Origin of the sequence: Streptomyces sp. NPDC051051 (genome assembly GCF_040682975.1) — a bacterium.
GTDB lineage: Bacteria > Actinomycetota > Actinomycetes > Streptomycetales > Streptomycetaceae > Streptomyces.
Window position 1 is genome coordinate 80,246 of the sequence record NZ_JBFBCB010000014.1, and the last position, 25,124, is coordinate 105,369.

General features: G+C 72.7%; 25 protein-coding genes. 14 read left to right on the forward strand and 11 right to left on the reverse strand.

Annotation, left to right across the window (positions count from 1 at the left end; all coding sequences use genetic code 11):
* Window positions 1-114: 114 nt before the first annotated feature.
* Window positions 115-3,384, forward strand: a complete 3,270-nt coding sequence (locus AB0N31_RS13575; RefSeq protein ID WP_366058521.1) for a BTAD domain-containing putative transcriptional regulator — start codon at window positions 115-117, stop codon at window positions 3,382-3,384.
* Here the strand turns inward: AB0N31_RS13575 and AB0N31_RS13580 are convergent, their stop codons facing one another.
* Together AB0N31_RS13580 and AB0N31_RS13585 are read right to left on the reverse strand one after the other, a co-directional pair.
* Entirely contained in the window at window positions 3,385-5,073 is a 1,689-nt protein-coding gene (locus AB0N31_RS13580) for a bifunctional 3'-5' exonuclease/DNA polymerase (protein WP_366058522.1), read from the reverse strand.
* A gap of 130 nt (window positions 5,074-5,203) precedes the next feature.
* Entirely contained in the window at window positions 5,204-5,968 is a 765-nt protein-coding gene (locus AB0N31_RS13585) for a Clp protease N-terminal domain-containing protein (RefSeq protein ID WP_366058523.1), read from the reverse strand.
* Window positions 5,969-6,053: 85 nt separating this feature from the next.
* Here AB0N31_RS13585 and AB0N31_RS13590 point away from each other — a divergent pair, with 85 nt between their 5' ends.
* Complete coding sequence (locus tag AB0N31_RS13590) at window positions 6,054-7,160, forward strand: DUF2786 domain-containing protein (RefSeq protein ID WP_366058524.1); 1,107 nt, start codon at window positions 6,054-6,056, stop codon at window positions 7,158-7,160.
* Between the two features lie 239 nt (window positions 7,161-7,399).
* Here the strand turns inward: AB0N31_RS13590 and AB0N31_RS13595 are convergent, their stop codons facing one another.
* The 4 genes from AB0N31_RS13595 to rpmB all read right to left on the reverse strand — a co-directional run bounded on the left by AB0N31_RS13595 (window position 7,400) and on the right by rpmB (window position 9,250).
* A complete protein-coding gene (locus AB0N31_RS13595; protein WP_366058525.1) occupies window positions 7,400-7,933 on the reverse strand; it encodes a DUF4232 domain-containing protein in 534 nt (177 codons plus the stop codon).
* A gap of 95 nt (window positions 7,934-8,028) precedes the next feature.
* Window positions 8,029-8,505: a hypothetical protein gene (locus AB0N31_RS13600; protein ID WP_366058573.1), complete on the reverse strand. Its 477-nt coding sequence runs from the start codon at window positions 8,503-8,505 to the stop codon at window positions 8,029-8,031.
* A gap of 203 nt (window positions 8,506-8,708) precedes the next feature.
* A complete protein-coding gene (rpsN, locus tag AB0N31_RS13605) occupies window positions 8,709-9,014 on the reverse strand; it encodes a 30S ribosomal protein S14 (protein ID WP_366058526.1) in 306 nt (101 codons plus the stop codon).
* Window positions 9,014-9,250 carry a 50S ribosomal protein L28 gene (gene rpmB, locus AB0N31_RS13610; protein ID WP_366058527.1) on the reverse strand — a complete coding sequence of 79 codons (237 nt, stop codon included), beginning with the start codon at window positions 9,248-9,250 and terminating at the stop codon, window positions 9,014-9,016. The genes rpsN and rpmB overlap by 1 nt, the downstream gene beginning before the upstream one ends.
* A gap of 62 nt (window positions 9,251-9,312) precedes the next feature.
* Here rpmB and rpmG point away from each other — a divergent pair, with 62 nt between their 5' ends.
* The 5 genes from rpmG to AB0N31_RS13635 all read left to right on the forward strand — a co-directional run bounded on the left by rpmG (window position 9,313) and on the right by AB0N31_RS13635 (window position 12,180).
* Window positions 9,313-9,477, forward strand: a complete 165-nt coding sequence (gene rpmG, locus AB0N31_RS13615; RefSeq protein ID WP_366058528.1) for a 50S ribosomal protein L33 — start codon at window positions 9,313-9,315, stop codon at window positions 9,475-9,477.
* A 6-nt stretch (window positions 9,478-9,483) separates the two neighbouring features.
* The gene (locus tag AB0N31_RS13620) at window positions 9,484-9,738 is read left to right on the forward strand and encodes a type B 50S ribosomal protein L31 (protein ID WP_366058529.1); all 255 of its coding nucleotides are present in this window, start codon (window positions 9,484-9,486) and stop codon (window positions 9,736-9,738) included.
* On the forward strand, window positions 9,735-10,931 hold the full coding sequence (locus tag AB0N31_RS13625; RefSeq protein ID WP_366058530.1) for a GTP-binding protein: 1,197 nt from the start codon (window positions 9,735-9,737) through the stop codon (window positions 10,929-10,931). The genes AB0N31_RS13620 and AB0N31_RS13625 overlap by 4 nt, the downstream gene beginning before the upstream one ends.
* 4 nt (window positions 10,932-10,935) lie before the next feature.
* Window positions 10,936-11,169, forward strand: coding sequence for a 30S ribosomal protein S18 (gene rpsR, locus AB0N31_RS13630; protein ID WP_363087389.1), 234 nt, complete (start codon window positions 10,936-10,938; stop codon window positions 11,167-11,169).
* Between the two features lie 750 nt (window positions 11,170-11,919).
* A complete protein-coding gene (locus AB0N31_RS13635; RefSeq protein WP_366058531.1) occupies window positions 11,920-12,180 on the forward strand; it encodes a DUF397 domain-containing protein in 261 nt (86 codons plus the stop codon).
* A 96-nt stretch (window positions 12,181-12,276) separates the two neighbouring features.
* Here AB0N31_RS13635 and AB0N31_RS13640 read toward each other — a convergent pair whose 3' ends face one another.
* Entirely contained in the window at window positions 12,277-12,780 is a 504-nt protein-coding gene (locus tag AB0N31_RS13640; protein ID WP_366058532.1) for an ATP-binding protein, read from the reverse strand.
* A 352-nt stretch (window positions 12,781-13,132) separates the two neighbouring features.
* On the opposite strand from AB0N31_RS13640, the gene AB0N31_RS13645 reads away from it, so the two are divergent.
* From AB0N31_RS13645 to AB0N31_RS13665, 5 genes are all read left to right on the forward strand, one after another.
* A complete protein-coding gene (locus AB0N31_RS13645; RefSeq protein ID WP_363087700.1) occupies window positions 13,133-13,957 on the forward strand; it encodes a helix-turn-helix transcriptional regulator in 825 nt (274 codons plus the stop codon).
* A 179-nt stretch (window positions 13,958-14,136) separates the two neighbouring features.
* On the forward strand, window positions 14,137-15,597 hold the full coding sequence (locus tag AB0N31_RS13650) for an aldehyde dehydrogenase family protein (protein WP_366058533.1): 1,461 nt from the start codon (window positions 14,137-14,139) through the stop codon (window positions 15,595-15,597).
* A 115-nt stretch (window positions 15,598-15,712) separates the two neighbouring features.
* Window positions 15,713-16,354 (forward strand): PadR family transcriptional regulator, encoded by a 642-nt coding sequence (locus AB0N31_RS13655; RefSeq protein WP_366058534.1) that lies wholly within the window; start codon window positions 15,713-15,715, stop codon window positions 16,352-16,354.
* An 83-nt stretch (window positions 16,355-16,437) separates the two neighbouring features.
* The gene (locus AB0N31_RS13660; protein ID WP_366058535.1) at window positions 16,438-17,394 is read left to right on the forward strand and encodes an ATP-binding cassette domain-containing protein; all 957 of its coding nucleotides are present in this window, start codon (window positions 16,438-16,440) and stop codon (window positions 17,392-17,394) included.
* On the forward strand, window positions 17,391-18,149 hold the full coding sequence (locus AB0N31_RS13665) for an ABC transporter permease (protein WP_366058536.1): 759 nt from the start codon (window positions 17,391-17,393) through the stop codon (window positions 18,147-18,149). Before AB0N31_RS13660 ends, AB0N31_RS13665 begins: the two co-directional genes overlap by 4 nt.
* 1 nt (window position 18,150) lies before the next feature.
* Here AB0N31_RS13665 and AB0N31_RS13670 read toward each other — a convergent pair whose 3' ends face one another.
* Window positions 18,151-19,551, reverse strand: coding sequence for a glutamate decarboxylase (locus AB0N31_RS13670; protein WP_366058537.1), 1,401 nt, complete (start codon window positions 19,549-19,551; stop codon window positions 18,151-18,153).
* 105 nt (window positions 19,552-19,656) lie between these two features.
* Complete coding sequence (locus tag AB0N31_RS13675; RefSeq protein WP_366058538.1) at window positions 19,657-20,940, reverse strand: ion channel protein; 1,284 nt, start codon at window positions 20,938-20,940, stop codon at window positions 19,657-19,659.
* Window positions 20,941-21,125: 185 nt separating this feature from the next.
* Here AB0N31_RS13675 and AB0N31_RS13680 point away from each other — a divergent pair, with 185 nt between their 5' ends.
* Window positions 21,126-21,890 carry a MerR family transcriptional regulator gene (locus AB0N31_RS13680; protein ID WP_366058539.1) on the forward strand — a complete coding sequence of 255 codons (765 nt, stop codon included), beginning with the start codon at window positions 21,126-21,128 and terminating at the stop codon, window positions 21,888-21,890.
* A gap of 15 nt (window positions 21,891-21,905) precedes the next feature.
* On the opposite strand, the gene AB0N31_RS13685 is transcribed toward AB0N31_RS13680, so the two are convergent.
* On the reverse strand, window positions 21,906-22,271 hold the full coding sequence (locus AB0N31_RS13685; protein ID WP_086771861.1) for a YbjQ family protein: 366 nt from the start codon (window positions 22,269-22,271) through the stop codon (window positions 21,906-21,908).
* 139 nt (window positions 22,272-22,410) lie between these two features.
* Here AB0N31_RS13685 and AB0N31_RS13690 point away from each other — a divergent pair, with 139 nt between their 5' ends.
* The gene (locus AB0N31_RS13690; RefSeq protein WP_366058540.1) at window positions 22,411-23,397 is read left to right on the forward strand and encodes a VTT domain-containing protein; all 987 of its coding nucleotides are present in this window, start codon (window positions 22,411-22,413) and stop codon (window positions 23,395-23,397) included.
* Between the two features lie 45 nt (window positions 23,398-23,442).
* Here the strand turns inward: AB0N31_RS13690 and AB0N31_RS13695 are convergent, their stop codons facing one another.
* The gene (locus AB0N31_RS13695) at window positions 23,443-25,104 is read right to left on the reverse strand and encodes a threonine/serine exporter family protein (RefSeq protein WP_366058541.1); all 1,662 of its coding nucleotides are present in this window, start codon (window positions 25,102-25,104) and stop codon (window positions 23,443-23,445) included.
* Window positions 25,105-25,124: the final 20 nt, after the last annotated feature.

Sequence of the window (25,124 nt, forward strand, 5' to 3'; positions counted from 1 at the left end):
CAGGGACAGGGTGGCGGAAATCCGCCGTGCCGGGGGCGGAAATCCGCAAGAGCGGCGGGGTCCCGCCGAGGGGCGCGTCCGGGGCAGGCGCGCGGAAGGGCGAGGGTCGGCGTGATGCGGCGGTACGGGCTGCGGTTCGGACTGCTGGGCCCACCGGTCCTGTACGACATCCTCCCGGGCCGGTACGACACCGCCGTGGACCCGCACCGCACCGTCCCGGACCCGCACGACGCGGCAGCTCCCGTCCCCTTCGGTGTCCACGGCCTCCACGGCGTCCGTAGCATCCGCAGCCCCAAGATGCGCGCGCTGCTGGCCGCGCTGCTCCTCGACGCCGGTCGGATCGTCCCGGCCGAGTCGCTCAAGGAGGTGCTGTGGGGCGGCGCGCCGCCCGCCTCCGCACAGGCCTCGCTGCACAACCACGTCACGCGGCTGCGGCGCATGCTGGACGACCCGGCGCGGCTGCGGACGGTGCCGCCCGGCTACCAGCTGCGGATCGAGCACGGCGAACTCGACGTCCACGTCTTCGAGTGTCACCTCGCCACCGCCCGCGGCGCGCATGCCGTCCACGACTGGGAGCGCGTGATCGACGCGTGCGCGGCGGCGCTCACCCTGTGGCGGGGCACTCCTCTCGGCGGGCTCCCCGCCGAACTGGGCGGCTACGCCTTCAGCCGACGCCTGAGGGAGGCGCGCCTCCTGCTCCTGGAATGGCGTTACGACGCCGAACTCGGCCTCGGCGAAACAAGAGCAGGAACCGGAACCGGACCTGGAACCGGACCTGGAACCGTCGCCGGGGCCGGGTCCGGGGGCGATCCCGGATCCGGACCCGGCCGTCTCGTCCCGGAGTTGACCGCACTGGCCGCGGAGCACCCGCTGCGCGAGGCGTACCACCGTCAGCTGATGCTCGCCCTGCACCGGAGCGGCCGCCGGGCGGAGGCCCTCGCCGTCCACCGTGACCTGCGCACCCGCCTCGTGGAGGAACTCGGCATCGAACCGGGCCCGGCGGTGCGCGACGCCCACGTGGAGATCCTGCGCGGCCGGGGAACGGACACCCGATCCCCGGCCCGGCCCCCCGCCCCGGCCCCGCCCCTCACCTCAGCCCCCGCCCACATTCACCGTCCCGCCCAACTCCCTCCGGCACCACCGCACTTCACCGGCCGCACCGCCACCCTCAGCTCGCTGCGCCGCACCCTCACCGCTGTGCCGCCGGCCGGCGTGGGACCCCTCGCCGTCATCAGCGGCATGGCCGGCGTGGGCAAGAGCGCCCTGGCCCTGTACGTGGCCCACACCTTGAAGGAACGTTTCCCCGACGGGCAGCTCTACATCAACCTGCACGGCGCCACCCCGGGCATGACCCCCCTCACCGCGGGCCAGGCCCTCGCCGCGCTCCTCCGCGACCTCGGCACCGACCCGCGGCACATCCCCGAACACCCGGACGCGGCAGCCGCGTCGCTCCGTACCCTGCTCGCACCGACCCGCACGCTCCTGGTGCTGGACGACGCCGCGCACGCCGCACAGGTACGCCCGCTGCTGCCGGCCGGTCCGGGCTGTGCGGTGATCGTCACCAGCCGCTCCCTGCTGACCGCCCTCGACGGTGCCCACCCCTTCCCCCTCGCGCCCCTGTCCGACGAGGACAGCGCGGCCCTGCTGCGCGCCGCGTCGGGACGCGACGGTCTCGGCCCCGGCCATCCCCTCGTCGGCCTCACCGGCCGCCTGCCGCTCGCCCTGCGCGTCGTCGCCGCCCGCCTCGCCGCCCGCCAGGCCCTCACCCCGGACGTCCTGGCGGGCCAACTGGCCGACACCGAAGGCCGCTTGCACCACCTGGAGTACGACGACCTCAGCGTGCGCCGCTCCCTCGCGGTCGCGCACGACGCGCTCGCCGCCTCCGACCGCGAGGTCGACCGCAACGCCGCCCTCGCGCTCCGCCAGGTCGGCGCCCTCGACCTGCCCGCGTACGGCGTGCCGCTGCTGGCCCGTCTCACCGGCACCGACGAGCGCCGCGCCGAGGCCGCCCTCGACCGCCTCGTCGACGTGGCCCTCCTGGAGGAGACGGCGTACGGCCGCTACGCCCCCCACGATCTCGTACGGGACTTCGCACGCGAGCTGGCGGAGAGCGGGAGCGACGACAGCGCCGGCACCGACACCGGCAAGGGCGACAGCCACAGGTCCGGCACCGGCAACTCCGCCCCCGCCACCCCGAGGACCACCGCCCCGAGGACCGCCGCCCTGCGCTGGTACGCCGCCGTCGCCGAGCGCGCCCTCACCGCCATCGTCGAACCGGGCCCCGACCAGGACGACCGCCGGCTGCCCACCGCCGCCCAGCCGCCCACGCACGCGGCCCGGGTGCGGGACGTGCCGCCCTTCGGCGGCCCCGAGGAGGCCTTCGCCTGGGGCGACGGCGAGCTGGAGAACATCGTCGCGCTGGTCGAGGGCGGCCGGCCCGACACGGAGGCCGGTCCCCGCGGCGGCCGGTCCCGTCCGACCCGGTCCGAGGCGGACGACGCGCCTCTCGTCTCCACCCTCCTGCGCCTGATCTTCCCCTACCTCCACCGCAGCGGCCGGGTCGCCGAGATGGAGGTCCTCGGGCGGACCGCCCTGCGACTGGCGCGGGGGCTCGGCGACGAGGCCGCCGAGGCCTACGCGCTGGGCGATCTCGCGGGCCTGCACTTCCTGACCGGCCGCCAGAACGACGCCCTCGCCCTCACCGACCGGGCCCTCGCGATCTGGCGGCGCCTCGACCGGCTCTCCTGGATCCGGCGCTGCCTCAACAACCGCGGCCTGCTGCTGGAGGGCCTCGGCCGCTACGAGGAGTCCGGCCGGGCGCTGCGGCAGAGCCTGGAGTACTCGCGCCGGCTCGACGACCGGCACGGCCAGGCCGTCACCCACAGCCACCTCGGCAACCTGTACGAACACACCGACCCGCGCGCCGCCATCGAGCAGCACCGGCTCTCGCTGGCCATCGGCGACGAGATCGGGGCGGTACTCGTCCAGCACTCGGCACACTGCAACATCGGCTACGCCCACCTCGCCCTGGGCGAACCGGCCGCCGCCCGGCCGCACTTCGAGGAGAGCCTGCGCATCCTCGGCGGCCGCGGCGACTGGCACGGCGAGTCCCAGACCCGGCTCGGCCTGGTCCGCGCCCTGCGCCTGCTGGGGCGCACCGAGTGCGCCGCCCGCGAGTGCGCCGAGCTGCTGCGCCGCGCCGACGCCCGCGCCGACCGCTACACCGGCGCGCTCGGCCGCCACCAGCACGGACTCCTGCTGCGCGAGCAGGGACACCCGCGGCGGGCGCGGGAGGAGTGGCGGCGGGCGCTGGCCGCGCTGGACGGCACGGACGAGAGGGCCGTCGTGGGGGAGCTGAGGGAGCTGCTCGCCGGGGCGGAGTGATCACTTGGCGTCGGCGTAGCACTCCACGACCGCCGTGGTGAACGGGAACCGCACCGGTGTCGGACCGAACGTCAGCCGCCCGGCCAGCCCCGACGCCTCCCGGATCGCGGCGACGACCGCCTCGGCCTCCTCCTCGGGACAGTGCACGATCACCTCGTCGTGCTGGAAGAAGACCAGCTCGGCCGCCATGCCCGCGCAGGTCTGCCGCAGTGCGGCGAGCAGCAGCAGGGCCCAGTCGGCCGCGCTGCCCTGGACGACGAAGTTGCGGGTGAAGCGGCCCCGCGCGCGGGCGTCGCCGGAGGCGTACCCGGGCACCCACTGCCGGGCCTCGGACGGGTTCTCGTCCCCGGTCGGGATGCCCGCCTCCTCCGCCGCGTCCTCGCCGGGGCCGGCCGCGGGCGGGCAGGTCCGCCCCAGCCAGGTCCGCACCAGCCGGCCCTCCTCGCCGGCCCGCGCCGCGTCGTCGACGTACGCCACCGCGCGCGGGAAGCGGCGGCGGAGCGCGGCGAGGTTCTTGAGTCCGTCGCCGGAGGTCTGGCCGTAGACCGCGCCGAGCACCGCGAGCTTGGCCTGGGCGCGGTCGCCGGAGAACGCGCGCTCGGAGACGGCCTGGTAGAGGTCGCTCTCCCGGCCGGCCACCTCCATCAGTCCCGGATCGCGGGAGATCGCCGCCAGGACGCGGGGCTCCATCTGGTCGGCGTCGGCGACGACGAGCCGCCAGCCGGGATCGGCGACCACGGCCCGCCGGATCACCTTGGGGATCTGCAGACCGCCCCCGCCGTTGGTCACCCAGCGGCCGGTGACGGTGCCCCCGGCCAGGAACTCGGGCCGGAAACGGCCGTCGCGCACCCAGTCGTGGAGCCAGGACCAGCCGTGCGCGACCCAGATGCGGTACAGCTTCTTGTACTCGACCAGCGGCTTCACGGCCGGGTGGTCGAGGGACTCGATCTCCCAGCGACGGGTGGACCTGACCCTGATGCCGGCCTGCGCGAACGCCTTGACCACGTCGGCGGGCAGGTCCGGCCGCACCCGGCGTCCGAAGGCCGCCGACACCTCGTCCGCGAGTTCCGCGAGGCGCCGGGGCTCACCCCCGCCCGCGTACCGCTCGCCGAGCAGGTCGTGCAGCAACTCGCGGTGGACGTCGGCGCTCCAGGGCAGGCCGGCGCGGTTCATCTCCGCGGCCACCAGCATCCCGGCCGACTCGGCCGCCGTCAGCAGCCGCATCCGCTCCGGGTGCTCCGCCCGGTCGTGCCGCCGCTGCTGCTCGGCGTAGACCGCGAGGAGGTCGGCGAGGGGGAGGGCGGTGGCCTGCGGTTCGAAGAGCGGGGACTGCGCGCCGGGTTCGGCGGCGCGCTGCGGGGGATCCGGCGGGACGGGGCCGCCGCGCAGCCGGGCCAGGGCGGCGGCGGCCGAGCGGGGCTCGCCGTGCCGCCCCTCGTGGCCGAGGAGGAGGGTCTCGGCGTCCTCGACGTCGTAGCACCGCTCGACCCGCACCCCCGCGGCGAGCAGACGCGGATACACCTCGGTTGTGGAGCGCCACACCCACCGGCTCACGTCCGGCCGCGCCCGGACCGCCGCCGCCAGGTCCGGCTCCCGGACGACGGGGCCCGCGGGCAGCCCGTCCGGACCGAGGGCGGCCAGCTCCGCGCCGCCACCCTCGGCCGGGGCGAGTGCCCAGCGTTCGGTCATGCTGCGAGTGTCGCAGGCAGGTCTGACAACGGCCTGAGGCCGGCGGACGCGCCCGTCCCCGGTGCGCCCGTCCTCGGACCTCGTGCGCGTCCTGAGGCCCCCGACACGTCCTGAGACCTCCGGTGCGTCGTCAGGCCTCGTGCGCGTCCTCCGGCCCCTGGGCGCCCTCCCGCTCCCGCAGCCCCTGCACCTGGGCCAGCGCCTCCTCGACGTACCGCTCGACGCCCGCCTTGTCGACGCCGAGCCCGCTGAGCACGCCCGCGCCGTTCTCGAACTCCAGCAGGGCCAGCAGGATGTGCTCGGTGCCGATGTAGTGGTGGCCGAGGCGCAGGGCCTCGCGGATGGTGAGTTCGAGGACCTTCTTGGCGTCCGAGCCGTAGGGGACGAGTTCGGGCACCTCGTCGGCGGCGGGCGGCAGCGCGGCGGTCGCCGCCTCGCGCACGGCCTCCGGGGTGACGCCCTGCGCTGCCAGTGCCTTGACCGCGAAGCCCTCCGGCTCGGTGAGCAGACCGAGCATCAGGTGGGCCGGCAGGCCCTCCGGGTTGCCGGCCGTCTTGGAGGCGCTGTGGGCGGCCATGACGGTGTTCCGCGCGCGCGGGGTGTACCGGCTGAAGCCCTGGCTCAGGTCGAGGTCGGCCGGCTCCCTCGGCACGAACCGCTTCTGCGCGGCCTGCCGCGTCACGCCCATGCTCCGGCCGATGTCGGTCCAGGACGCCCCCGAACGCCGGGCCTGGTCGACGAAGTGGCCGATCAGGTGGTCGGCCACGTCACCGAGGTGCTCGGCCGCGATGACGGCGTCCTGGAGCTGTTCGAGGGGCTCCGGCCGGACCTTCTTGATGGCGTCGATGAGGTCGTCGAGACGGATGGCGGAGGTGGGACCCTGTCGCGAAGTCATCTGTCAACCGTAAGTTGACACCTGGGCGCTGTCAACCCGTGGTTGACGATCGCGGGTCGCCGCGCGCGCGTGGCACGATCCATGGGTGAGCAGCACGCCCAGCACCGTCGAACGCGCCTTCCAGGCGGCCCTCTACGACGACACCGACACCGCCCTCGACACCGGCGCGTCCCTGCTGGCCGCCGACCCCGCCGCGGCCGCCGAACTCGACCGGCGCGGACAGGAGTTCCTGGCGGCCGCCTGGCGCCGCGGGTGGCAGCCCGCGGACCTCGTACGGCTCGTGCGCCGCGACCTGGAGGACACGCACGTACGGCTGCTCGCGGCGCTGATCCGCGCGCAGGCCCCGCACGACCGGACGCGGGGCCGGCGCTGGTCGGCCCAGCTGGAGGAACTGCCCACCGGCCCCGCACCCCGCACCGGCGACCGCTTCTCCCACGCGACGGCGGTCCTGGAGCTGTACCGGCTGCTGCTGCGGCTGCCCACCCTCGAACCCCTCCAGGAGGCGAGCGGGCAGCCGCGCTCCGACTCCCGCATGCTCACCCGCATCCGCGCGCTGCTCGCCAAGGCGGAGGCGACCGGGTTCCCCGAGGAGGCGGAGGCGCTCACCGCGAAGGCGCAGGAGCTGATGGCCCGGCACAGCGTCGACGAGGCGCTGCTCGACGCGGCGGCTCCGGCGCCGGACACCCCCGGCGCCCGCCGGATCGGCGTCGAGCCGCCGTACGAGCAGGCCAAGGCGGTGCTGCTGGACGCGGTCGCCGGCGCGAACCACTGCCGGGCCGTGTGGAACGAACCCTTCTGCTTCTCCACGGTCGTCGGCTTCGAGGCCGACCTCGAGGTGGTGGAACTGCTCTACACCTCGCTCCTCGTGCAGGCCGGGACCGCCATGACGAAGGCGGAGGCGGCACAGCGGGCGGGTGGGCGCCGACGCACGAAGACCTTCCGTCAGTCCTTCCTGGCCGCCTACGCCCACCGCGTGGGCAGCCGCCTGGCCGCCGCGGCCGAGACCCCGGTCAGCGCCGACCTCCTCCCGGTCCTGGCCTCCCGAGAGGTGGCGGTCACCGCGGCCACGGACCGCCTCTTCCCCCGGACGACCACCACCCGCCTGCGCGGCGTCACCGACGAAGCGGGCTGGACCGAGGGCGCGGAAGCGGCGGAGCGGGCGCAAGTCCACTCACGACCACATCTCCCGTGACCGGGGGCGCACGCCCCGACGCGCCCGCATCCCCGCGACCCCGTGCGCCCACCTGGCGACCCCACGCCCCGCCCGCTCCCGGAAACCCCGCGACCGCGCCCGCGGACAGGCGCCGCGTCGCGAGTCAGGGCCGCGCGCCGGGCCGCGCGCCGGGCCGCGAGTCAGGGCCGCGTCGCCGTACCGGGGCGGCGACCTGTCCGCCCGCGACCTCGCCGCCCTGCCGCCGGGCCCGGACGCGATCAGTCCCCCGCCACCTGGAACGCGCTCACCGAGGCGTCCGGCTTGTCGCCGTCCTTGAGGGCGACCGCGCCGTACGACCAGTCCAGGCTCTCGGTGGCCGGGGCGTCCGCGAGGCCGCACGTGAGGGTCTTGGCGGCGAGGCTGCCCTCGCCGTCCTCGCCGCGGACGTAGGTGATCGTGAAGGAGACGGTGGCCTGTGCGGCGAGGGGCAGCGGCTGCGCCTCGGCGGCCTCGTCGTGGGGGACGGAGACGGTGGTCCCGTCGGCCTCCAGCTCGACCTTCGGGAAGCCCTCCAGGGTGCATTCCTTGCCGCCGTTGGTGACCGTGACGGTCACGTTGCCGGTGTCACCGGCGGCGGGGGCGGCGTTCACGGCGCCGGCCGCCATGGTCAGGTCACCGGCGGCGCAGGCGGTGCCGGAGGCGGAGGAGGTCTTGCTCTCCCCGTCGCCGGAGGCGCTGTCGTCCCCGCCGCCGCAGGCGGTGAGGAGGAAGGCGGCGGCGAGGGCGGTGACGGTGATCGGAACGGCGCGCATGAGTGGTCCCTACGGTGACGTGACGGTGCTCGGGAGGATCATCACGCATCAACGCCCTCTTCCGGTGCGCGGCCCCCGCCCCGGTGACCGCTTCGCTATCCCAGACCGGCCGTCGGCAGCCCGGACGGCCACTGCCCGCCCTCCGCCTTGGTGTACGTCTCCCCGCCGGCCGCCCCGTCCCAGGTGATCTCGAGGCTCTTGCCGTCGACGGATTCGACCATGCCGGTCGTCCGGTCCTTCTTCCCGCTCGGGCAGGTGAGCCGGATCATCGTCATGTCCGACTCCTTGCCGGCGGTCCCGCTGCACACGGTCCCGCCGGTCGCGAAGAGGGCGGCCTGCTCACCGGTGATGATCAGGGCGACGGCCCGGCCGTCCGCGGTGGCGAGCCAGCTGCCCTCCAGCTCACCGGAGGCCGTCACCGAACCGCCCGTACCGCCGCCGCTGCCCGCGCTGGACGTGACACCCGGCGTGGCAGGGGACGAGCTCCCGGAGTCGCCGGACCCGCCGTCGTCGCTGCACGCGGTCAGTGCGAGCGCCCCCGCCAGCGCGCCGGCCACGGCGGCGGCCCGCACCCCCCGGCGGGACGCCCCGCGCGCGGGACGCGGGGCGGGCGAGGGGCGCGAGAGGTTCGCCGAAGTCACTGCGGGCTCCCAAGCTGTAGCCGGACGGCCGGGCCGACCGGAAGGACCGGTGAGAACCGGAAGGACCGGCAGCAAGCTACCAGCCGGGAAACAAGGAGGACCCGCCCGGAGGGGAACGAGGACCCGCCCCGCCCTCACCAGGAAGCCTTGCGCACCCCCGGCAGATACCCCGCGTGCGCCTGCCCCCGCAGACTCACCCGGGACAGCCCGAACGCCCGGTGGTACCCGCGCGGCCGCCCGTCCACCTGATCCCGGTTGCGCACGCGCGTGGCGCTGGCGTCCCGCGGCTGCCGGCGCAGTTCCCGCTGCGCGGCCAGCCGTTCCGCGTCCGTGGACGACGGCCGGCGGACGGTCTCCTTCAGCTCGGCCCGCCGCTCGGCGTACCGGGCGACGGCCTCCCGCCGCTTCCCGTTCTTCGCGATCTTGCTCTTCTTCGCCATCAGATCCGCACCCCCCGCGCCCGGATCCGGGCGACGGCGGCCTCGACGCCGATCGCGTCGACCGTCCTGATCCCCTTCGTGCCGAGCCGCAGCCGTACCTGACGGCCCTCGCTCGGCAGCCAGTACCGCTTGGTCTGGATGTTGGGGTCGAAGCGGCGCGAGGTGCGCCGGTGGGAGTGGGAGACGCGGTTGCCGAAGCCCGGCCGGGCGCCGGTCAGCATGCAGTGCGCGGACATGGGTGACGTACCTCTCCTCGAAGCCTGATGCTAATGGAATTCATTTTCAGTAAGGTAGCAGCATGGCACACAACGAACTGCGCCCGGTCATCAAGCTCCGCTCCACCGCGGGGACCGGCTACACGTACGTCACCCGCAAGAACCGCCGCAACGACCCGGACCGTATGACCCTGCGCAAGTACGACCCCGTCGCCGGCCGCCACGTCGACTTCCGAGAGGAGCGCTGACCAGTCATGCGCAAGGGAATCCACCCGTCGTACGGCCCCGTCGTCTTCCGTGACCGCGCCGCGGGCCACGCCTTCCTCACCCGCTCCACGATGAGCAGCGAGAAGACCGTCGAGTGGGAGGACGGCAACACCTACCCCGTCGTGGACGTCGAGATCTCGTACGTCAGCCACCCCTTCTACACCGGCACCGCCCGCGTCCTGGACACGGCCGGCCGCGTGGAGCGCTTCGAGCGCCGGTTCGGGAAGCGGGGCGGCGCGTGAGTCTGCCGGTGGTGATCGTCGGCGGGCTGCACGCCGAGGCCCGCCGGGCGACGGTCGCGCGGCTGCTCGCCGACGTTCCCGGCAGTGTGGCGCTCCACCACGACCTGGCGACGGCGGCGGCCGGCACGGTCGTCCGCACGATCAGGGACGCCGAGGGCGTCCTCTTCGCGGGCGAGGCGCCGCTGGTGGACGACTGCGCCTGCTGTGCCCTGCGCGAGGATCTCGTGCCCGAGCTGCTCCGCCTCGCCGACGACCCCGCCACCCGGCTCGCGGTCGTCGAGCTGTGGGACTCCGTCGAGCCCAGGGCGATGGCCGAGGTGGTCGTCGCCGGCGGCCTCACGGTCACCGGCGTGATCACCGCGGTCGACCCGGCGCTCCTGCTGCCGTACCTCGGCAACGGCGACGACCTCGCCGAGCGCGGCCTGGCCGCCGCCACCACCGACCGGCGCACGGTCGCGGACACCTTCGCGCGGCAGCTGGAGTACGCCCCCGTCCTGGCCGTGGCCGACTCCCCGGAGGCCGACGACGAGGACCGCGAGCTGCTGGCCCAGCTCCATCCGACGGCCCGCCGGGTTCCCGTCCGAGGCGGCCGACCCGGGGACCCGGCGGACACTTCCGCACGTGCAGGTGCAACGGAACCGGCGACTGAGCCGCGTTCACCGCTCGTCGCCGCCGCTTTCGCCGGCTTCGACGTCGAGGCCGCCGCCGCGGCCCAGCACCCGGCCTGTGCCCTGCTGCCCGCCGAGGCCGACGCGCACGGCGTCACCACCTTCGTCTGGCGCCGCCGCCGTCCCTTCCACCCGGAGCGGCTGTACGCGGCGCTGGAGGACCTGACCTGCGCCGCCGCCCGCAGCCGGGGCAGGTTCTGGCTCGCCGACAAGCCGGACGTGCTGCTCCACTGGGACGCCGCCGGTGGAGCCCTGTGCGTGGAGTCCGCCGGCCCCTGGCTGGCCTCCCTGCCGGATGCGGCCTGGGAGATGCTCCCGCCGGTGCGCCGCGCCGCGGCCGCCCTGGACTGGCACCCCGAGCACGGCGACCGCCGCCAGCACCTGGTGTTCACCTCGCCCGGCCTCGACCGTGACGGACTCCACGAGCTGCTGGAGTCGTGCCTGCTCACCGACGCCGAGTACGCCGCCGGGCGCGACGCCTGGAAGCGGCTGCCGCCCGCCTTCGACACCCTCCTGGAGGTCTGACCCCGTGCCCCGCAAGAGCGAACGCCCGCCCGCCAGGAACCGGCCCAACCCGCTGGACCGGGCCGGGATCACCTACATCGACTACAAGGACACCGACCTGCTGCGGAAGTTCGTCTCCGACCGCGGCAAGATCCGCAGCCGCCGGGTCACCGGCGTCTCGGCCCGGCAGCAACGCCGTCTGGCACGGGCCGTGAGGAACGCCCGCGAGATGGCGCTCCTGCCGTACGGCACCCGCTGACACCCGGCGGACCCCGGCCGCCACCGTACGACGGCTCCCCCCGTCGCCGTACGGCCCGATCGCCGTTCGCACGACGGGACGTGCGCCGGCCGTCCCGTCGGGTCGGCGGCGCGACCGCCCGGATGTCCGCCGGCCGACCGCCTTCACAGGCCTGCCGGACGGGGCCGGCCCTCGCCCCCGTGGATGACACCCTCGTCATCCACGGGGGCGAGTCCGTTTCGCGCGGGGGAGGCGGAGGCCGGGGCCCCGGCCTGCTCGCGGCCGGGGCGGCGACGGCGCGACGGCTTCCACGGCCCCGGTGCCGGGGCCACCGGACGTGTCCCGCGGGCCGGTCGGCGTACCGAGCGGACGGTCGGCGTCCGCCCGGGCGGGGGTGATCCGGCCCCGCGCGGCGGCCCGCTCCGGAGCCGGTATGCCGAACAGCGGCCGGGGCGGCGGAACATCGAGGGCACCCGGTGCGTCTCTTCCTGTGCACGAGTGGTTCGATCCGTACCACCTCTCGTGTCCGCACTGCCGCGGACCGCGCGAAAGTGCCGGTGGCGCATGGGGAACGGGCTGCGGGGCAGACGCGGGAACAGGCCCCAGGACCATCCGGGCTCGGTAAAGCAGGCGTCACAGCTGTAACTGCGTGGGCACCGCCCGTGCACGTGCATCTGCTCATGCAGACGCACGTGAACGGGGCTATGATCCGGAACAGTTGACCATGGCATCTATGGCCACACGAGCCAGTGCACCATCAGGGAGCGACCTGTGGACCACGACGTTGACGGGGGGCACGACGTGTACAACGGCATGGCGGCCACACACTTGTACGGGGTTGCCTGGCAGAAGAGCCGGCACAGCAACAGTCAAGGGTCCTGCGTCGAGTTCGCGCGACTGCCCGGCGGGGACGTGGCCGTGCGCAACTCGCGCTTCCCGGACGGTCCCGCCCTCGTCTACACCCGGGCCGAGATCGAGGCGATGCTCCTGGGCATCAAGGACGGCGAGTTCGACCATCTGATCGCCGGCTGACGGAGGTCCGCTCCGGCGTGCGGCACGCCGGGAGAACCGGTGCACAAGGGGCTGCGACGCGCGTAGAACCGCGGCACCGGAAGGCGCCGCGGTTCGTCATCCGGCGGGCTTGTGCAACCGGAACAGCGCCCAGACGACCTTGCCGCCCAGGTTCGGGGAGAGCGGTTGCCATCCCCAGCCCTCGGTGAAGGAGTCGACGAGGAACAGCCCGCGCCCCGACTCCGCCGCGAAGTCGTCCACCTCGCGCGGCAGGGGGCTGTCCCGGCTGGGGTCGCGCACCGCGCACACCAGTCGCCCGGTCCACCGCAGCAGGTGCAGTCGCACGAGCGACTGCTGCCCAGGCATGCCCGGGACGGCGTCGGCCGACATCCCGTGCCGCAGGGCGTTGGTCACCAGTTCCGAGACGACCAGACATATGTCGTCGGACCGCTCGCCCACTTCCCACTGGCCGAGGGTTCTCCTGGTGAACTGCCTTGCCTCGCGCACCGCTTCGAGGCGGGTCGGCAGAGCGCAGGAGGCCGCGTCGGACACGGCCGCGGGATCAAGCGGCGGAAGGCCCTGCCGTAACGGCTCGAGCATGGTCGATCCATTCGTCCCCATGCGAGGCACTCCCGGGATTCGCGGTCGTTGCGATGCAGCGGTGGCGCGGGACCATGGTTTCCGATGCGAAGGGCAGATGCAAGGGCAGATGCACGTGCACGTGACCGAAATGGGCCTGCCCGTACCGCTTCTTGGCCATTTTTTCCGCCATCTTCTTGCAGTTGACGGGCACTTTCCGCGCTTTCTCCTCACCCTTCCCCGGTGTCGCGCTGGGGGTACCCTTTGGCTTTTTCCGTCTCTGTAATCGGGCGAGTACTGCTCGAAGTGTTTTAGTGGCAGACTGCGGATCCGAGGACGGCTGGGGAGGCTGGCGAACGTGAGCGCGGGAGAGCCCGGATCGGTGGTGCGGCGGATGCTGCTCGGCTCGCAACTACGGCGGTTGCGTGAAGCCCGTGGCATCACGCGCGAGGCGGCGGGATACTCGATCCGGGCTTCGGAGTCGAAGATCAGCCGGATGGAGCTGGGCCGGGTGAGCTTCAAGACACGTGACGTGGAAGACCTGTTGACGCTGTACGGCATCTCGGACGACGCCGAGCGCCAGGCGCTCGTCGGACTCGCCCGCGAGGCCAACGTGGCCGGCTGGTGGCACAGCTACTCCGACGTCCTGCCCAACTGGTTCCCCACCTACGTCGGGCTGGAGGGCGCCGCCGCCCTGATCCGGGCGTACGAGGTGCAGTTCGTGCACGGCCTGCTCCAGACCGAGGCGTACGCGCACGCGGTCGTGCGGCGCGGGATGAAGGGTGCGAGCGCGGCCGACGTCGACCGGCGCGTGGCCCTGCGCCTGGAGCGGCAGAAGTACCTCGTCGCCGAGAACGCCCCCGACTTCCACATCGTCCTCGACGAGGCGGCCCTGCGGCGGCCGTACGGGGACCGCGAGGTCATGCGCGAGCAGTTCCAGCACCTGATCGAGATCTCCGAGCGTCCCAACGTGCGGCTGCAGATCATGCCGTTCAGCTTCGGCGGGCACTCCGGTGAGTCCGGTGCCTTCACCATCCTGAGCTTCCCCGAGTCCGACCTGTCGGACGTCGTCTACCTGGAGCAGCTCACCAGCGCCCTCTACCTGGACAAGCGCGAGGACGTCGCCCAGTACGAGCAGGCGCTGAAGGAACTCCAGCAGGACAGCCCCGGCCCCGACGAGAGCCGGGACCTGCTGCGCGGGCTGCTCCAGCTCTCCTAGGGCGTGTCTGGCAATTCCCGCCGGGCGCGCCGCGCGCATGGGGTTTCCCCTCGGGCAACCCCATGACTGCGCCAACTGTCCGACTGCGGCCCCAACTCCCTTGAAACACACATACGATGACGCGTGATCAGATCGTTGTGCCGATCGCAGCCGGTGGCAGCAGGGGATTGAGGGATCACATGTCGTCGTACTTCACCGACCTGGCCCAGCAGTACATCGACGGTAAGTGGCGTCCAGGGACGGGGTCCTGGGACATCATCGACTTCAACCCCTACGACGGCGAGAAGATCGCGTCGATCACGATAGCCACCGTCGACGAGGTCGACGAGGCCTACCGCGCCGCCGCCCGCGTCCAGAAGGAGTGGGCCGCGACCAACGCCTATGCCCGCCGCTCGGTCTTCGAGAAGGTGCTGCGGCTGGTCGAGGAGCGCGAGGCGGAGATCAGCGAGATCCTCGTCGACGAGGCCGGCGGCACGTTCGGCAAGGCCGCCTTCGAACTCCACCTGGCCAAGGAGTTCCTGCGCGAGTCGATCCACCTGTCGCTGCGTCCCGAGGGCCGGATCCTTCCCTCGCCGATCGACGGCAAGGAGAACCGCGTCTACCGCGAGCCGGTCGGCGTGGTGGGCGTGATCAGCCCCTTCAACGTGCCCTTCCTGCTGTCGCTGAAGTCGGTCGCCCCCGCGCTGGCCCTCGGCAACGGCGTGGTGCTCAAGCCGCACCAGAACACCCCGATCTCCGGCGGTACCGTCATCGCCAAGCTCTTCGAGGACGCGGGTCTGCCCCCGGGCCTGCTGAACGTCGTCGTCACCGACATCGCCGAGATCGGCGACGCCTTCCTGGAGCACCCCGTCCCGCGGGTCATCTCCTTCACCGGCTCCGACAAGGTCGGCCGGCACGTCGCCACCGTCGCCGCCTCGCACTTCAAGCGGTCCATCATCGAACTCGGCGGCAACAGCGCGTTCGTCGTCCTCGACGACGCCGACGTGGACTACGCGGTCGACGCCGCCGTCTTCAGCCGCTTCGTCCACCAGGGCCAGGTCTGCATGGCCGCCAACCGCATCCTGGTCGACCGCTCGCTCGCCGACGAGTTCACCGAGAAGTTCGTCGCCAAGGTGAAGACCCTCAAGGCCGGCGACCCGCGCGACCCGCAGACCCTCATCGGCCCCGTCATCAACTCCTCGCAGGCGGAGGCCGTCTCCGGCGTCGTCGAGCAGGCCATCGGCGAGGGCGCGACCGCCCTCCTGCACGGCTCGACGACCGGCAACCTCGTCGAGCCCTCCGTGCTGAGCGGCCTGCCCGCCGACTCCGCCCTGCTCCAGCAGGAGGTCTTCGGTCCGGTCGTCTTCCTCGACACCTTCGACGGCGAGGAAGAGGCCGTACGCCTCGTCAACGACACCCCCTACGGGCTCAGCGGCGCCGTCCACACCGGCGACATCGAGCGGGGCGTCGCCTTCGCCCAGCAGATCGTCACCGGGATGTTCCACGTCAACGACGCCACGGTGCACGACGAGCCGATCGTGCCGTTCGGCGGCGAGAAGAACTCCGGCGTCGGCCGCCTCAACGGGGAGACGACCCTGGAGGCCTTCACGACGACGAAGTGGATCTCGGTGCAGCACGGGCGCAGCAGGTTCCCCTTCTAGACCCTTCCGGCCCCTCCTCCCGGCACGCCGCAGGCCGCCCCCGGCGTGTCGGGGAGCCGTCTCCCGGTTCCGGCCGGTTCCCCCTGCGGGTTCCGGGCGGCCTAGTCTGGACGCCATGTCAGCGATCCGTCTCCTCGTGCTGGGCTCGGTGCGCCAGCACGGGCGGGCCCACGGCTACCAGGTGCGCAACGACCTGGAGTACTGGGGCGCCCACGAGTGGTCCACCGCCAAACCGGGCTCGATCTACCACGCCCTGAAGCAGATGGCGAAGCAGGGACTGCTGCACGCGCACGAGATCGCCCCGTCCACCGTCGGCGGCCCGCCCCGCACCGAGTACGAGATGACCGAGCGGGGCACCGAGGAGTACTTCCGGCTGGTGCGCGAGTTGCTGACCGCCTACGACCAGAAGATGGACGTCAAGTCGGCGGCCATCGGCTTCATCGTGGACCTGCCGCGCACCGAGGCGGTGTCGCTGCTGAAGGAGCGGATCCGGCGCATCGAGGAGTGGCGCTCGGCCGTCACCGAGCACTACGTGCCCGAACAGGGCCCGGAACAGCTCGGGCACATCGGCGAGATCATGAACCTCTGGATCCACACGGCGGACGCCGAGGCGGAGTGGACCTTGGGCCTGATCGCGCGGATCGAGGGCGGGGCGTACACGTTCTCCGGCGAGGGCGAGCCGTTCGTCGGTGTCCTCGCGGACGACGCGGAGAACCCTTACGCGACGGGGGAGCGGCACCCCGGGGACAATCACTGATCAAGTTTGACGAGTGGGTCCGGACGCATTACGTTGGAGTGGTAGTCAAGTTTGACTAATGAGGGGATGCGGGGGCTCGTGACATGACTGATGCGGTGATCACCGTCGAGGACGTACGCAAGAGGTACGGCGACCGGCAGGCACTGGACGGGCTCGACCTCACCGTGGCCCGCGGCACGGTGCGCGGAGTGCTCGGCCCCAACGGCGCCGGCAAGACGACGCTGGTCAGGATCCTGTCCACGCTGCTGCGACCCGACTCGGGCCGGGTCGAGGTGGCCGGGTACGACGTGGTGCGCCGGGCCCGCGAGGTCCGCCTGCGCATCGGCCTGCTCGGCCAGCACGCGGCACTGGACGAAGGGCTGGGCGGCCGCCAGAACCTGGAGCTGTTCGGCCGCCTCCACCACCTGGGCGCCCGCCGCGCGCGCACGCGCGCGGACGAACTGCTGGAGCGCTTCGAGCTCGGCGACACCGGCCGCACACCGGTGCGCTCCTACAGCGGCGGCATGCGCCGCCGCCTGGATCTCGCCGCGTCCCTGATCACGGAACCGGAGGTGCTGTTCCTGGACGAACCGACCACCGGGCTCGACCCGCGCGGCCGCGCCGAGGTGTGGTCCGCGGTCCGCTCCCTGGTCGGCGGCGGCACGACGGTCGTGCTCACCACCCAGTACCTGGAGGGGGCCGACCAGCTCGCCGACCGCATCTCGGTCGTGGACCGGGGCCGGGTCGTCGCCGACGGCACCGCGGACGAACTGAAGGCGCTCACCGGCGGCGACCGCATCGACGTCGTCCTGCGGGACGCGGGCCTGCTGGGCGCCGCGCTCGCCCTGCTGCCCATGGCCAGGGAGCAGATCACCGTCGATCCCGACCGCAGGCTGCTCAGCGCCCCGGTCACCGACCGCATGGCCGCCCTCTCCGCCGTCGTCCGCGCCCTGGAGGAGGCCGGCCTGCAGGCCGAGGACGTGGCCCTGCGCCGCCCCACGCTGGACGAGGTGTTCCTGCACCTGACCGGGCAGGACGACCGCACGAAGGAGGCCGTGTGAGTACGTACGCGCTGACCGATTCCTGGACCATGACCCGGCGCGAACTCGCCCACTGGGCACGGCAGCCGGGCCGGCTGGTCGTCGGTCTCGTCTTCCCGGTGATGCTGCTGCTGATGTTCGCCTATCTCGTCGGCGGCGGCCGCGAGGTGAACGGCGACTACCTCGACTACCTGGTCCCCGGCATGCTCGCGCTCACCATGGCCTTCGGCCTGGAGGGCACGATGCTCGCCGTCACCCAGGACCTCGACAAGGGCGTCATCGACCGCTTCCGCTCGATGCCGATGACCGACGGCGCGGTCCTGGTCGGCCGCTCGGCCGCCGACATGCTGCAGTCGGCGCTGGGCCTCGCGGTGCTGATCGGCGTCGGGTACGCCCTCGGCTGGCGCGCCCAGGGTGGTGCCGGGGCCTTCCTGGGCGCCGTGGGCCTCCTCCTGCTGCTCCGCTTCGCGATGCTCTGGATCGGCATCCTGCTGGCGCTGGTGGCCGGGAAACCGGAGATGGTCCAGGCCGTGCAGATCCTCATCTGGCCGGTCGGTTTCCTCTCCAACGCCATCGCCACCCCCGCCTCCATGCCCGGCTGGCTCGGCACGGTCGTCGAGTGGAACCCGATGTCCAGGACGGCGACCGCCGTACGCGACCTGTTCGGCCCGGCGGGGGCGACCGACGGCCTCTGGCCGGCCGTCGTCTGGCCGCTGGTCCTGCTCGCCGTCTTCTTCCCGTCGGCGGTGCGGAGGTTCGGGCGCATGAGCGGCTGACTCAGTGGTGGAAGCCGGTGGCCGCCCCCTTGTCCCGAGTCTGCGGGTGCGGCTGCCGGCGCAGCTCCGGAAGCAGCCGCGTCAGGTCGTCGACGAACAGGTCGGCCAGGTCCGACGAGAAGCCGTTGCGGCACACGATCCGCACGACGGACAGGTCCTCGCGATTCGGCGGGAAGGTGTACGCCGGCACCAGCCAGCCGTGCTCACGCAGCCGCCGGGAGACGTCGAAGACGTCGTACGACTCGACACCCGGGGCGGTGGTGAAGGCGAAGACGGGCAGTTGGTCGCCCCGGGTCAGCAGCCGGAAGTCGCCGAGCGCCTCCACCCGGTCGGCCAGGTCCCGGGCGATGTCCCGCGTGGAGCGCTGCACGGCCTGGTAACCCGAGCGGCCCAGCCGCAGGAAGGTGTAGTACTGCGCGACGACCTGGGCGCCGGGCCGCGAGAAGTTCAGCGCGAAGGTCGGCATGTCGCCGCCCAGGTAGTTGACGCGGAAGACCAGTTCCTCGGGCAGGGCGTCCTTGTCGCGCCACAGGGCCCAGCCGACACCGGGGTAGACCAGCCCGTACTTGTGCCCGGAGGTGTTGATCGACGCCACGCGAGCGAGGCGGAAGTCCCACACGAGGTCCTCGTCCAGGAAGGGCGCGATCATCGCGCCGGACGCCCCGTCGACGTGCACCGGCACGTCCAGGCCGGTCCGCTCCTGGAGGGCGTCCAGGGCCGCGCACAGCTCGGCGATCGGCTCGTAGGACCCGTCGAAGGTGGAGCCGAGGATGCCGACGACCCCGATGGTGTTCTCGTCGCACAGGTCGGCGGCGGCCTGCGGGTCCAGGTGGAAGCGCTCGCCCTCCATGGGCACCAGGCGGGCCTCCACCTCCCAGAAGTTGCAGAACTTCTCCCAGCAGACCTGGACGTTGACCCCCATGACCAGGTTGGGCCGGGCGGCCGGGTCGGTGGTGCGTCTGCTCCACCGCCGCTTGAGGGCCATCCCGGCCAGCATGCACGCCTCGCTCGACCCGGTCGTCGAGCAGCCCACGGCCGCCGACGGGTCAGGCGCGTTCCACAGGTCGGCGAGCATGGCCACACAGCGACGCTCCAGCTCTGCGGTGCGCGGGTACTCGTCCTTGTCGATCATGTTCTTGTCGCGGCACTCCGCCATCAGCAGCCCTGCCTGCGGCTCCATCCACGTGGTGACGAAGGTGGCCAGGTTCAGCCGGGAGTTGCCGTCCAGCATCAGTTCGTCGTGCACCAGCTGATACGCCGTCGAGGGCGGCGTCGGGCCGTCCGGCAGCCGGTGCTTGGGCGGCGCCTCGGTCATACCGCTGACCGGGTCCGTCTCGCCGTAGAAGGGATTCACGGAGCGGGAGCGCTCGTCGGCCTTGGCAACGCCTTTGTGCAGGGGCACGGGATTCTCCTGTCAGGGCTCGGGGCTCGGGGTCAGTGGTCGAGGGTGCGGGGTCGGCGTCGGCGTCCTCCCCGCTCGTTCATCGGATCGAAGGGTCCGATCGGTTCACCGGATCGCCGCCCCGTCCTCCCGCAGCTGCATCCGCTGCCTGCCGGTCACCAGTAGCCAGGCCGGCAGCGAGGCGACGCACAGCAGCGTGATGACGGCCGGGGAGGAGACCAGGACGGCGGCGACGAAGAGACTCAGCCAGCCCTGCCGGGTGACGGCGAGGAGGACCCCGAGCACGGCTGTCGCGGCTCCCACCGCGGGATGCACGGCGGGCACGAGGGCGTGCGCGGCCAGCCCGAGGGCGACCCCCGCGAACACCGCCGGGAAGATCCGTCCGCCGCGGAAGCCGCAGGACGTGGCGACGAGCAACGCGGCCAGTTTCACCACCGCCATCGTGGTGAACTCTCCAGCCGTCCAGCCGTCGGGATCGTGGGCCAGCTCCGCCATCTCGTCCAGCCCCTTGAAGAGCGTCAGATGACCGCCCACGGCCGCCAGCAGCCCCAGCACGACCCCGCCGACCGGCAGCGCCAGCATGGGGTGCTGCAGTCGCGCGAACGTGCCGTGGACATACGGGAGGCCAAGCACGGCGGCCATGCCGAGCAGCGCGCCCACGGAGGCGATCACCATCGCGGACAGCAGATCGCCCCAGTCGGGTTGCCCGAACGCCGGCAGGCCGAGGTCGAAGCTCGGACGGTCCAACAGGATCATCGTCGTCGAACCGGCCGCGGCCGCGACGAGCGGCGTGAAGACGTCGTTCCACAGAGGTCCTTCGGTCTGCCGCCCGGCCAGCGCCTCGGAGATCACCAGCGCCGCCGCGACCGGTGTGCCGAACAGCGCCCCGATCGTCGCGGACTCCGCCAGCACCGGCCATACCCGGTCCGGCGCCCGCGGCAGCAGCCGGCGGCCCAGCCAGTACGCCAGCCCCACGTTCGCCGCGATCACCGGATTCTCCGGGCCCAGACTCGGGCCGCCCGCCAGCATCAGCATGGCCGCCAGCAACAGCCCCGGCAGCACCTCGGGCGGCAGTACGGGGGCGTTGAGGCCGGTGGTCGCCGGATCGGGGCCCGCGTGCCCCGGCACCTTCCACACCACCAGGCCGACCGCGACGCCGGTGGTGGTGAGGACGACGAGCATCCACAGCACCGAGTAACGGCCCACCCCCAGGGCGTCCGGCAGGTTCTCCCACAGCACGTTCTGCAACTGCCCGGCCAGTTCGCTCACCAGCAGCAGGAGCAGGCCGGCCAGCACACCGACGACCAGGGCGGGCAGGATCGAGAGCAGCAACGCGCGCGTGGGGCTCGCCGGGGAGGGGGGCGCATGTCGAGCGGTGTCGTGAGCCACGGGCTCACGATAAGCGGGCAAAACGGGCATCGCTCCTGGGGGAGAGCCGCCCGGGGGGCGCCCGGGAAGGACGCCACCCGTGACCCGTGACGGAGCGCTGCCGTGACGGCGGGCTTGCACCTCACGTCGCGTGAGGGCCCACCGTGGAGGACGAACACAGAAGGGAACAGAAGGGAGCGGACGAAGTGAGCTACTCCGTGGGACAGGTCGCCGGCTTCGCCGGGGTGACGGTGCGCGCCCTGCACCACTACGACGGCATCGGCCTGCTCCCCCCGAGCGAGCGCAGCCACGCGGGCCACCGGCGCTACAGCGACGCCGACCTCGACCGGCTGCAGCGGATCCTGTTCTACCGGGAGCTCGGCTTCCCGCTCGACGAGGTCGCCGCCCTGCTCGACGATCCGGAGGCGGACCCGCGCGCGCACCTGCGCCGCCGGCTCGACCTGCTGACCGCCCGGATCGAGCAGCTGCAGGAGATGGCCGCGGCCGTGGAACACGCGATGGAGGCACGTGAGATGGGCATCGACCTGACCCCCGAGGAACGCTTCGAGGTCTTCGGGGACAAGGACCCCGAGCAGTACGCCGAGGAGGCCGAGCGGCGCTGGGGCGGCACCGAGCTGTACGCGGAGTCACAGCGCCGGGCCGCCCGCTACACCAAGGACGACTGGCGGCGCATGCAGGCGGAGGTGGCCGACTGGAGCGGACGCTACGACGCGCTCATGGCGGCCGGCGAACCGCCCACCGGCGAGCGGGCCATGGACATGGCCGAGGAACACCGGCAGCACATCAGCGGCTGGTTCTACGCGTGCTCCCACGCGCTCCACCGGTCCCTGGGCGAGATGTACGTCACCGACGAGCGGTTCAAGGCCTTCTACGACTCCACCCGTCCGGGTCTCGCCGAGCACCTCAGGGAGGCGATCACCGCCAACGCGGCCCGGCACACGTCCGCGTAGGGCCCCGGCCCGGGGTCACTCCCGGGCCACGACCACCGCCGTCCCGTACGCGCACACCTCGGTTCCCACGTCGGCCGCCTCCGTGACGTCGAAGCGGAAGGCGAGCACGGCATTGGCGCCACGCGCGCGTGCCTGCTCCACGAGCCGGTCCATGGCCTGGTTGCGGGTCTCCACGAGCGTTTTGGTGAGGCCCTTCAGCTCGCCGCCGATCATCGACTTCAGCCCCGCCCCGATCTGGCTCCCGAGGTGCCGCGAACGCACCGTCAGCCCGAAGACCTCACCGATGACCTGCTCGACCCGGTGTCCGGGTACGTCGTTGGTGGTGACGACCAGTACGTCCGGCTGGGGCCCCTGGCCGCCGCCGTAATCTTCGATGCCCATGCTCACAGGTTTGCCCGGGCGGGCTCACAGCGCATCCCGGGGACCCCCGTGGAACCTGGGGCGCACACATGACGTTGATAGCTTTGTGCGGCCGTAGAAGGACGCTGAATTCCCTCACCCCCGTCAGGAGCCCGGAACCGTGACGACCCTTGCCCTCGGACCGAGCTGGCTGGACCCCGACTACCTGCTGGACAGCTTCGGCATCTGGGGTCTGCTGCTCATCGTCTTCGCGGAGTCGGGCCTGCTCATCGGCTTCTTCCTGCCAGGTGACTCGCTGCTGTTCACGGCGGGCCTGCTGATCACGTCGAACCAGCTGGACTTCCCGCTGTGGGCGGCCATCGCCCTGATCTGCGTCGCCGCGATCCTGGGCGACCAGGCGGGCTACATGTTCGGCAAGAAGGTGGGCCCGTCCCTCTTCACCCGCCCGGACTCCCGCCTCTTCAAGCAGGAGAACGTCACCAAGGCGCACGAGTTCTTCGAGAAGTACGGCCCCAAGTCGCTGGTCCTGGCCCGCTTCGTGCCCATCGTCCGCACGTTCACACCGATCATCGCCGGCGTCAGCGGCATGCGGTACCGGTCCTTCCTGATCTTCAACGTCATCGGCGGCGTCCTGTGGGGCGCGGGCGTGACCCTGCTCGGCTCCTGGCTGGGCAACATCGACTTCGTCAAGAAGAACATCGAGCCGATCCTGCTCCTGATCGTCCTTCTCTCGGTGGTCCCGATCATCATCGAGTTCCTCCGCGCCCGCTCCCAGTCCAAGAAGAACCCCCCGCAGGCCGAGCCCTCCGCCCAGCCGGCCCAGGCCCCGGCGCAGGCCATGGACGACGCCACCACCCGACTCCGCCGCATCGAGGACCACGACCCGTACGGCGACCAGGGCCGCAGCCAGTACCAGGCCGGTGACCAGGGCCAGAACCAGTACCAGGCCGGCGACCAGGGCCAGAACCAGTACCAGGGCGAGTACCAGCCCGACTACTACGGCCAGCAGTACCAGCAGCAGTACCCCCAGCAGCAGTACCCGCAGGAACAGCAGTACCCGCAGCAGCAGTACCCCCAGCAGGACTGGCAGCCCCAGCCCCAGCCGCAGCAGCAGAACGGCCAGTACCCGCACAACCAGGGCTACTGAGACGCGACCGCGGGCACGGGAGATCCGCCGGGACCGGCCCCGGCGTCAGAATCCCCGTGTCCGCTTGGCGGCCCGCCGCTTCTCCGCGGACCCGATCCGCAGGAACAACCGCGAGATCTCCGACCCCAGGTTCACGCCGATGGCGATGGCCATCGCCAACGCGGCCGCCTTGGTCAGAGAGACCAACCCCGCGTCCACCTCGTTCTGCGCGATGGCCAGCAGCCCGAAGTACGTGGCCGAACCGGGCAGCAGCGGCCCGATCGCCGCGGTCGTGTAGGGCAGCGCGGACGCGAACCGGTACCGCGACAGCAGCTGCCCGAACAGCCCGACCACCCCCGCCGCGACGGCGGTGGAGGCCACCGGCGAGATGTCACCGGCGTAGTGCATCGCGCCGTACACCGACCAGGCGACGCCTCCGTTCAGCGTCACGGCCAGCACGGTGGACCGCTCCTGCTGGAGCAGCACCGCGAAGGTCAGCGACAGCAGCATCGACGCGCCGATCTGCCACAGCGGCCGCTCGGTGATGCCCAGGTAGGCGTCGGGGTTGAGATGGGCGCCCAGCTGCACGCCGAGGTAGAGCATGACCAGCACGCCGACGACGATGCCGACGAAGAAGTACATGACCTCCAGCAGGCGGGCGGCGGCGGTGATGTAGAAGCCCGTCAGACCGTCCTGGACGCCCGCCACGAGGGCCCGGCCGGGCAGCAGCGCGAACAGCCCACCCGTGATGACGGCGGACGCCTTCACGTCGACGTGTCCGAGCGTCAGCGCGATGCCTATCGCGGCGGGCGGCATCGCGGCCACCAGGAACTGGTAGAACTCCGGCAGCCCGCGTCCGGCGCACAGCCACGCCAGCCGGTCGCCGAGCATCGCGCCGATCGCCGCCGCCACGAACACGATCAGGTCGCCGCCGACGAGCACCGAGGCCGCGCCGGCCAGCAGTCCGCTCGCCGAGGTCAGCACCCAGGTCGGATACGGGTGCCGGTTGCGCCGCATCTCGGCGAGCCGCCGGTACGCCTCCTCCAGGGAGATGTGCGTCTCGGGGTCGCTGAGGTCGTCGACGAGGTGGAAGACGGCCGCCAGCCGGGTGTAGTCGGTGCCCCGGCGCCGCACGGTCCGTGAGGCCGTCACCGGGTCCTCGACCAGGGAGGGCTGGTACGAGATCGACAACAGGGTGAAGGTGACGTTCGGCTCGCAGCGGTCGAGCCCGTAGGAGCGGCAGACCGCGAACATCGCGGCCTCCACGTCCTCGGCGCCCTCCCCGCCCGCCAGCAGCAGCTCGCCGATGCGCAACGTCAGGTCGAGCACGCGCGGGACGGCCGGGCCGCCCTCCTCCGCCTTGGGCGGCGGCTCCGGCGCGGGCCGCTCGGCCACCGGCATGCGCAGCATCGTCCGCATCCGGTCCTGCCAGGGCACGTCCTTGGTCAGACTGACCACGGGAAAGCCCTCGGCGGGCGTGAAGGCGGGCGGGGCGTGCCCCGAGCCGTACGTCCTCGGCGGACTGAACGCCGACCCCTCGGACTCACCGCCGGCCGGCTGCGCGACGTCCAGGCCGACCGGGACGGCGAACTCCGACGTGGTCTCCGACTCGCTCCCGCCCCTGGGGACGGCCAGCCCCCGCGGGATCGCGAACTCGGAGGTGATCTCCGGATCGAACGTGCCCTTCGCCTCGTCCGACTGCGGCTTGCGGTCCTCCGCCTCCGTCACTGGGCAACGCTCCCTGAACG

What these genes read in the sequence shown, in the direction of transcription:
- AB0N31_RS13575 (WP_366058521.1), top strand. Translation starts at nt 115, where the DNA reads ATGCGGCGGTACGGGCTGCGGTTCGGACTGCTGGGCCCACCGGTCCTG.
- AB0N31_RS13580 (WP_366058522.1), bottom strand. Translation starts at nt 5,073, where the DNA reads ATGACCGAACGCTGGGCACTCGCCCCGGCCGAGGGTGGCGGCGCGGAG.
- AB0N31_RS13585 (WP_366058523.1), bottom strand. Translation starts at nt 5,968, where the DNA reads ATGACTTCGCGACAGGGTCCCACCTCCGCCATCCGTCTCGACGACCTC.
- AB0N31_RS13595 (WP_366058525.1), bottom strand. Translation starts at nt 7,933, where the DNA reads ATGCGCGCCGTTCCGATCACCGTCACCGCCCTCGCCGCCGCCTTCCTC.
- rpsN (WP_366058526.1), bottom strand. Translation starts at nt 9,014, where the DNA reads ATGGCGAAGAAGAGCAAGATCGCGAAGAACGGGAAGCGGCGGGAGGCC.
- rpmB (WP_366058527.1), bottom strand. Translation starts at nt 9,250, where the DNA reads ATGTCCGCGCACTGCATGCTGACCGGCGCCCGGCCGGGCTTCGGCAAC.
- rpmG (WP_366058528.1), top strand. Translation starts at nt 9,313, where the DNA reads ATGGCACACAACGAACTGCGCCCGGTCATCAAGCTCCGCTCCACCGCG.
- AB0N31_RS13620 (WP_366058529.1), top strand. Translation starts at nt 9,484, where the DNA reads ATGCGCAAGGGAATCCACCCGTCGTACGGCCCCGTCGTCTTCCGTGAC.
- AB0N31_RS13640 (WP_366058532.1), bottom strand. Translation starts at nt 12,780, where the DNA reads ATGGGGACGAATGGATCGACCATGCTCGAGCCGTTACGGCAGGGCCTT.
- AB0N31_RS13645 (WP_363087700.1), top strand. Translation starts at nt 13,133, where the DNA reads ATGCTGCTCGGCTCGCAACTACGGCGGTTGCGTGAAGCCCGTGGCATC.
- AB0N31_RS13650 (WP_366058533.1), top strand. Translation starts at nt 14,137, where the DNA reads ATGTCGTCGTACTTCACCGACCTGGCCCAGCAGTACATCGACGGTAAG.
- AB0N31_RS13655 (WP_366058534.1), top strand. Translation starts at nt 15,713, where the DNA reads ATGTCAGCGATCCGTCTCCTCGTGCTGGGCTCGGTGCGCCAGCACGGG.
- AB0N31_RS13660 (WP_366058535.1), top strand. Translation starts at nt 16,438, where the DNA reads ATGACTGATGCGGTGATCACCGTCGAGGACGTACGCAAGAGGTACGGC.
- AB0N31_RS13685 (WP_086771861.1), bottom strand. Translation starts at nt 22,271, where the DNA reads ATGGGCATCGAAGATTACGGCGGCGGCCAGGGGCCCCAGCCGGACGTA.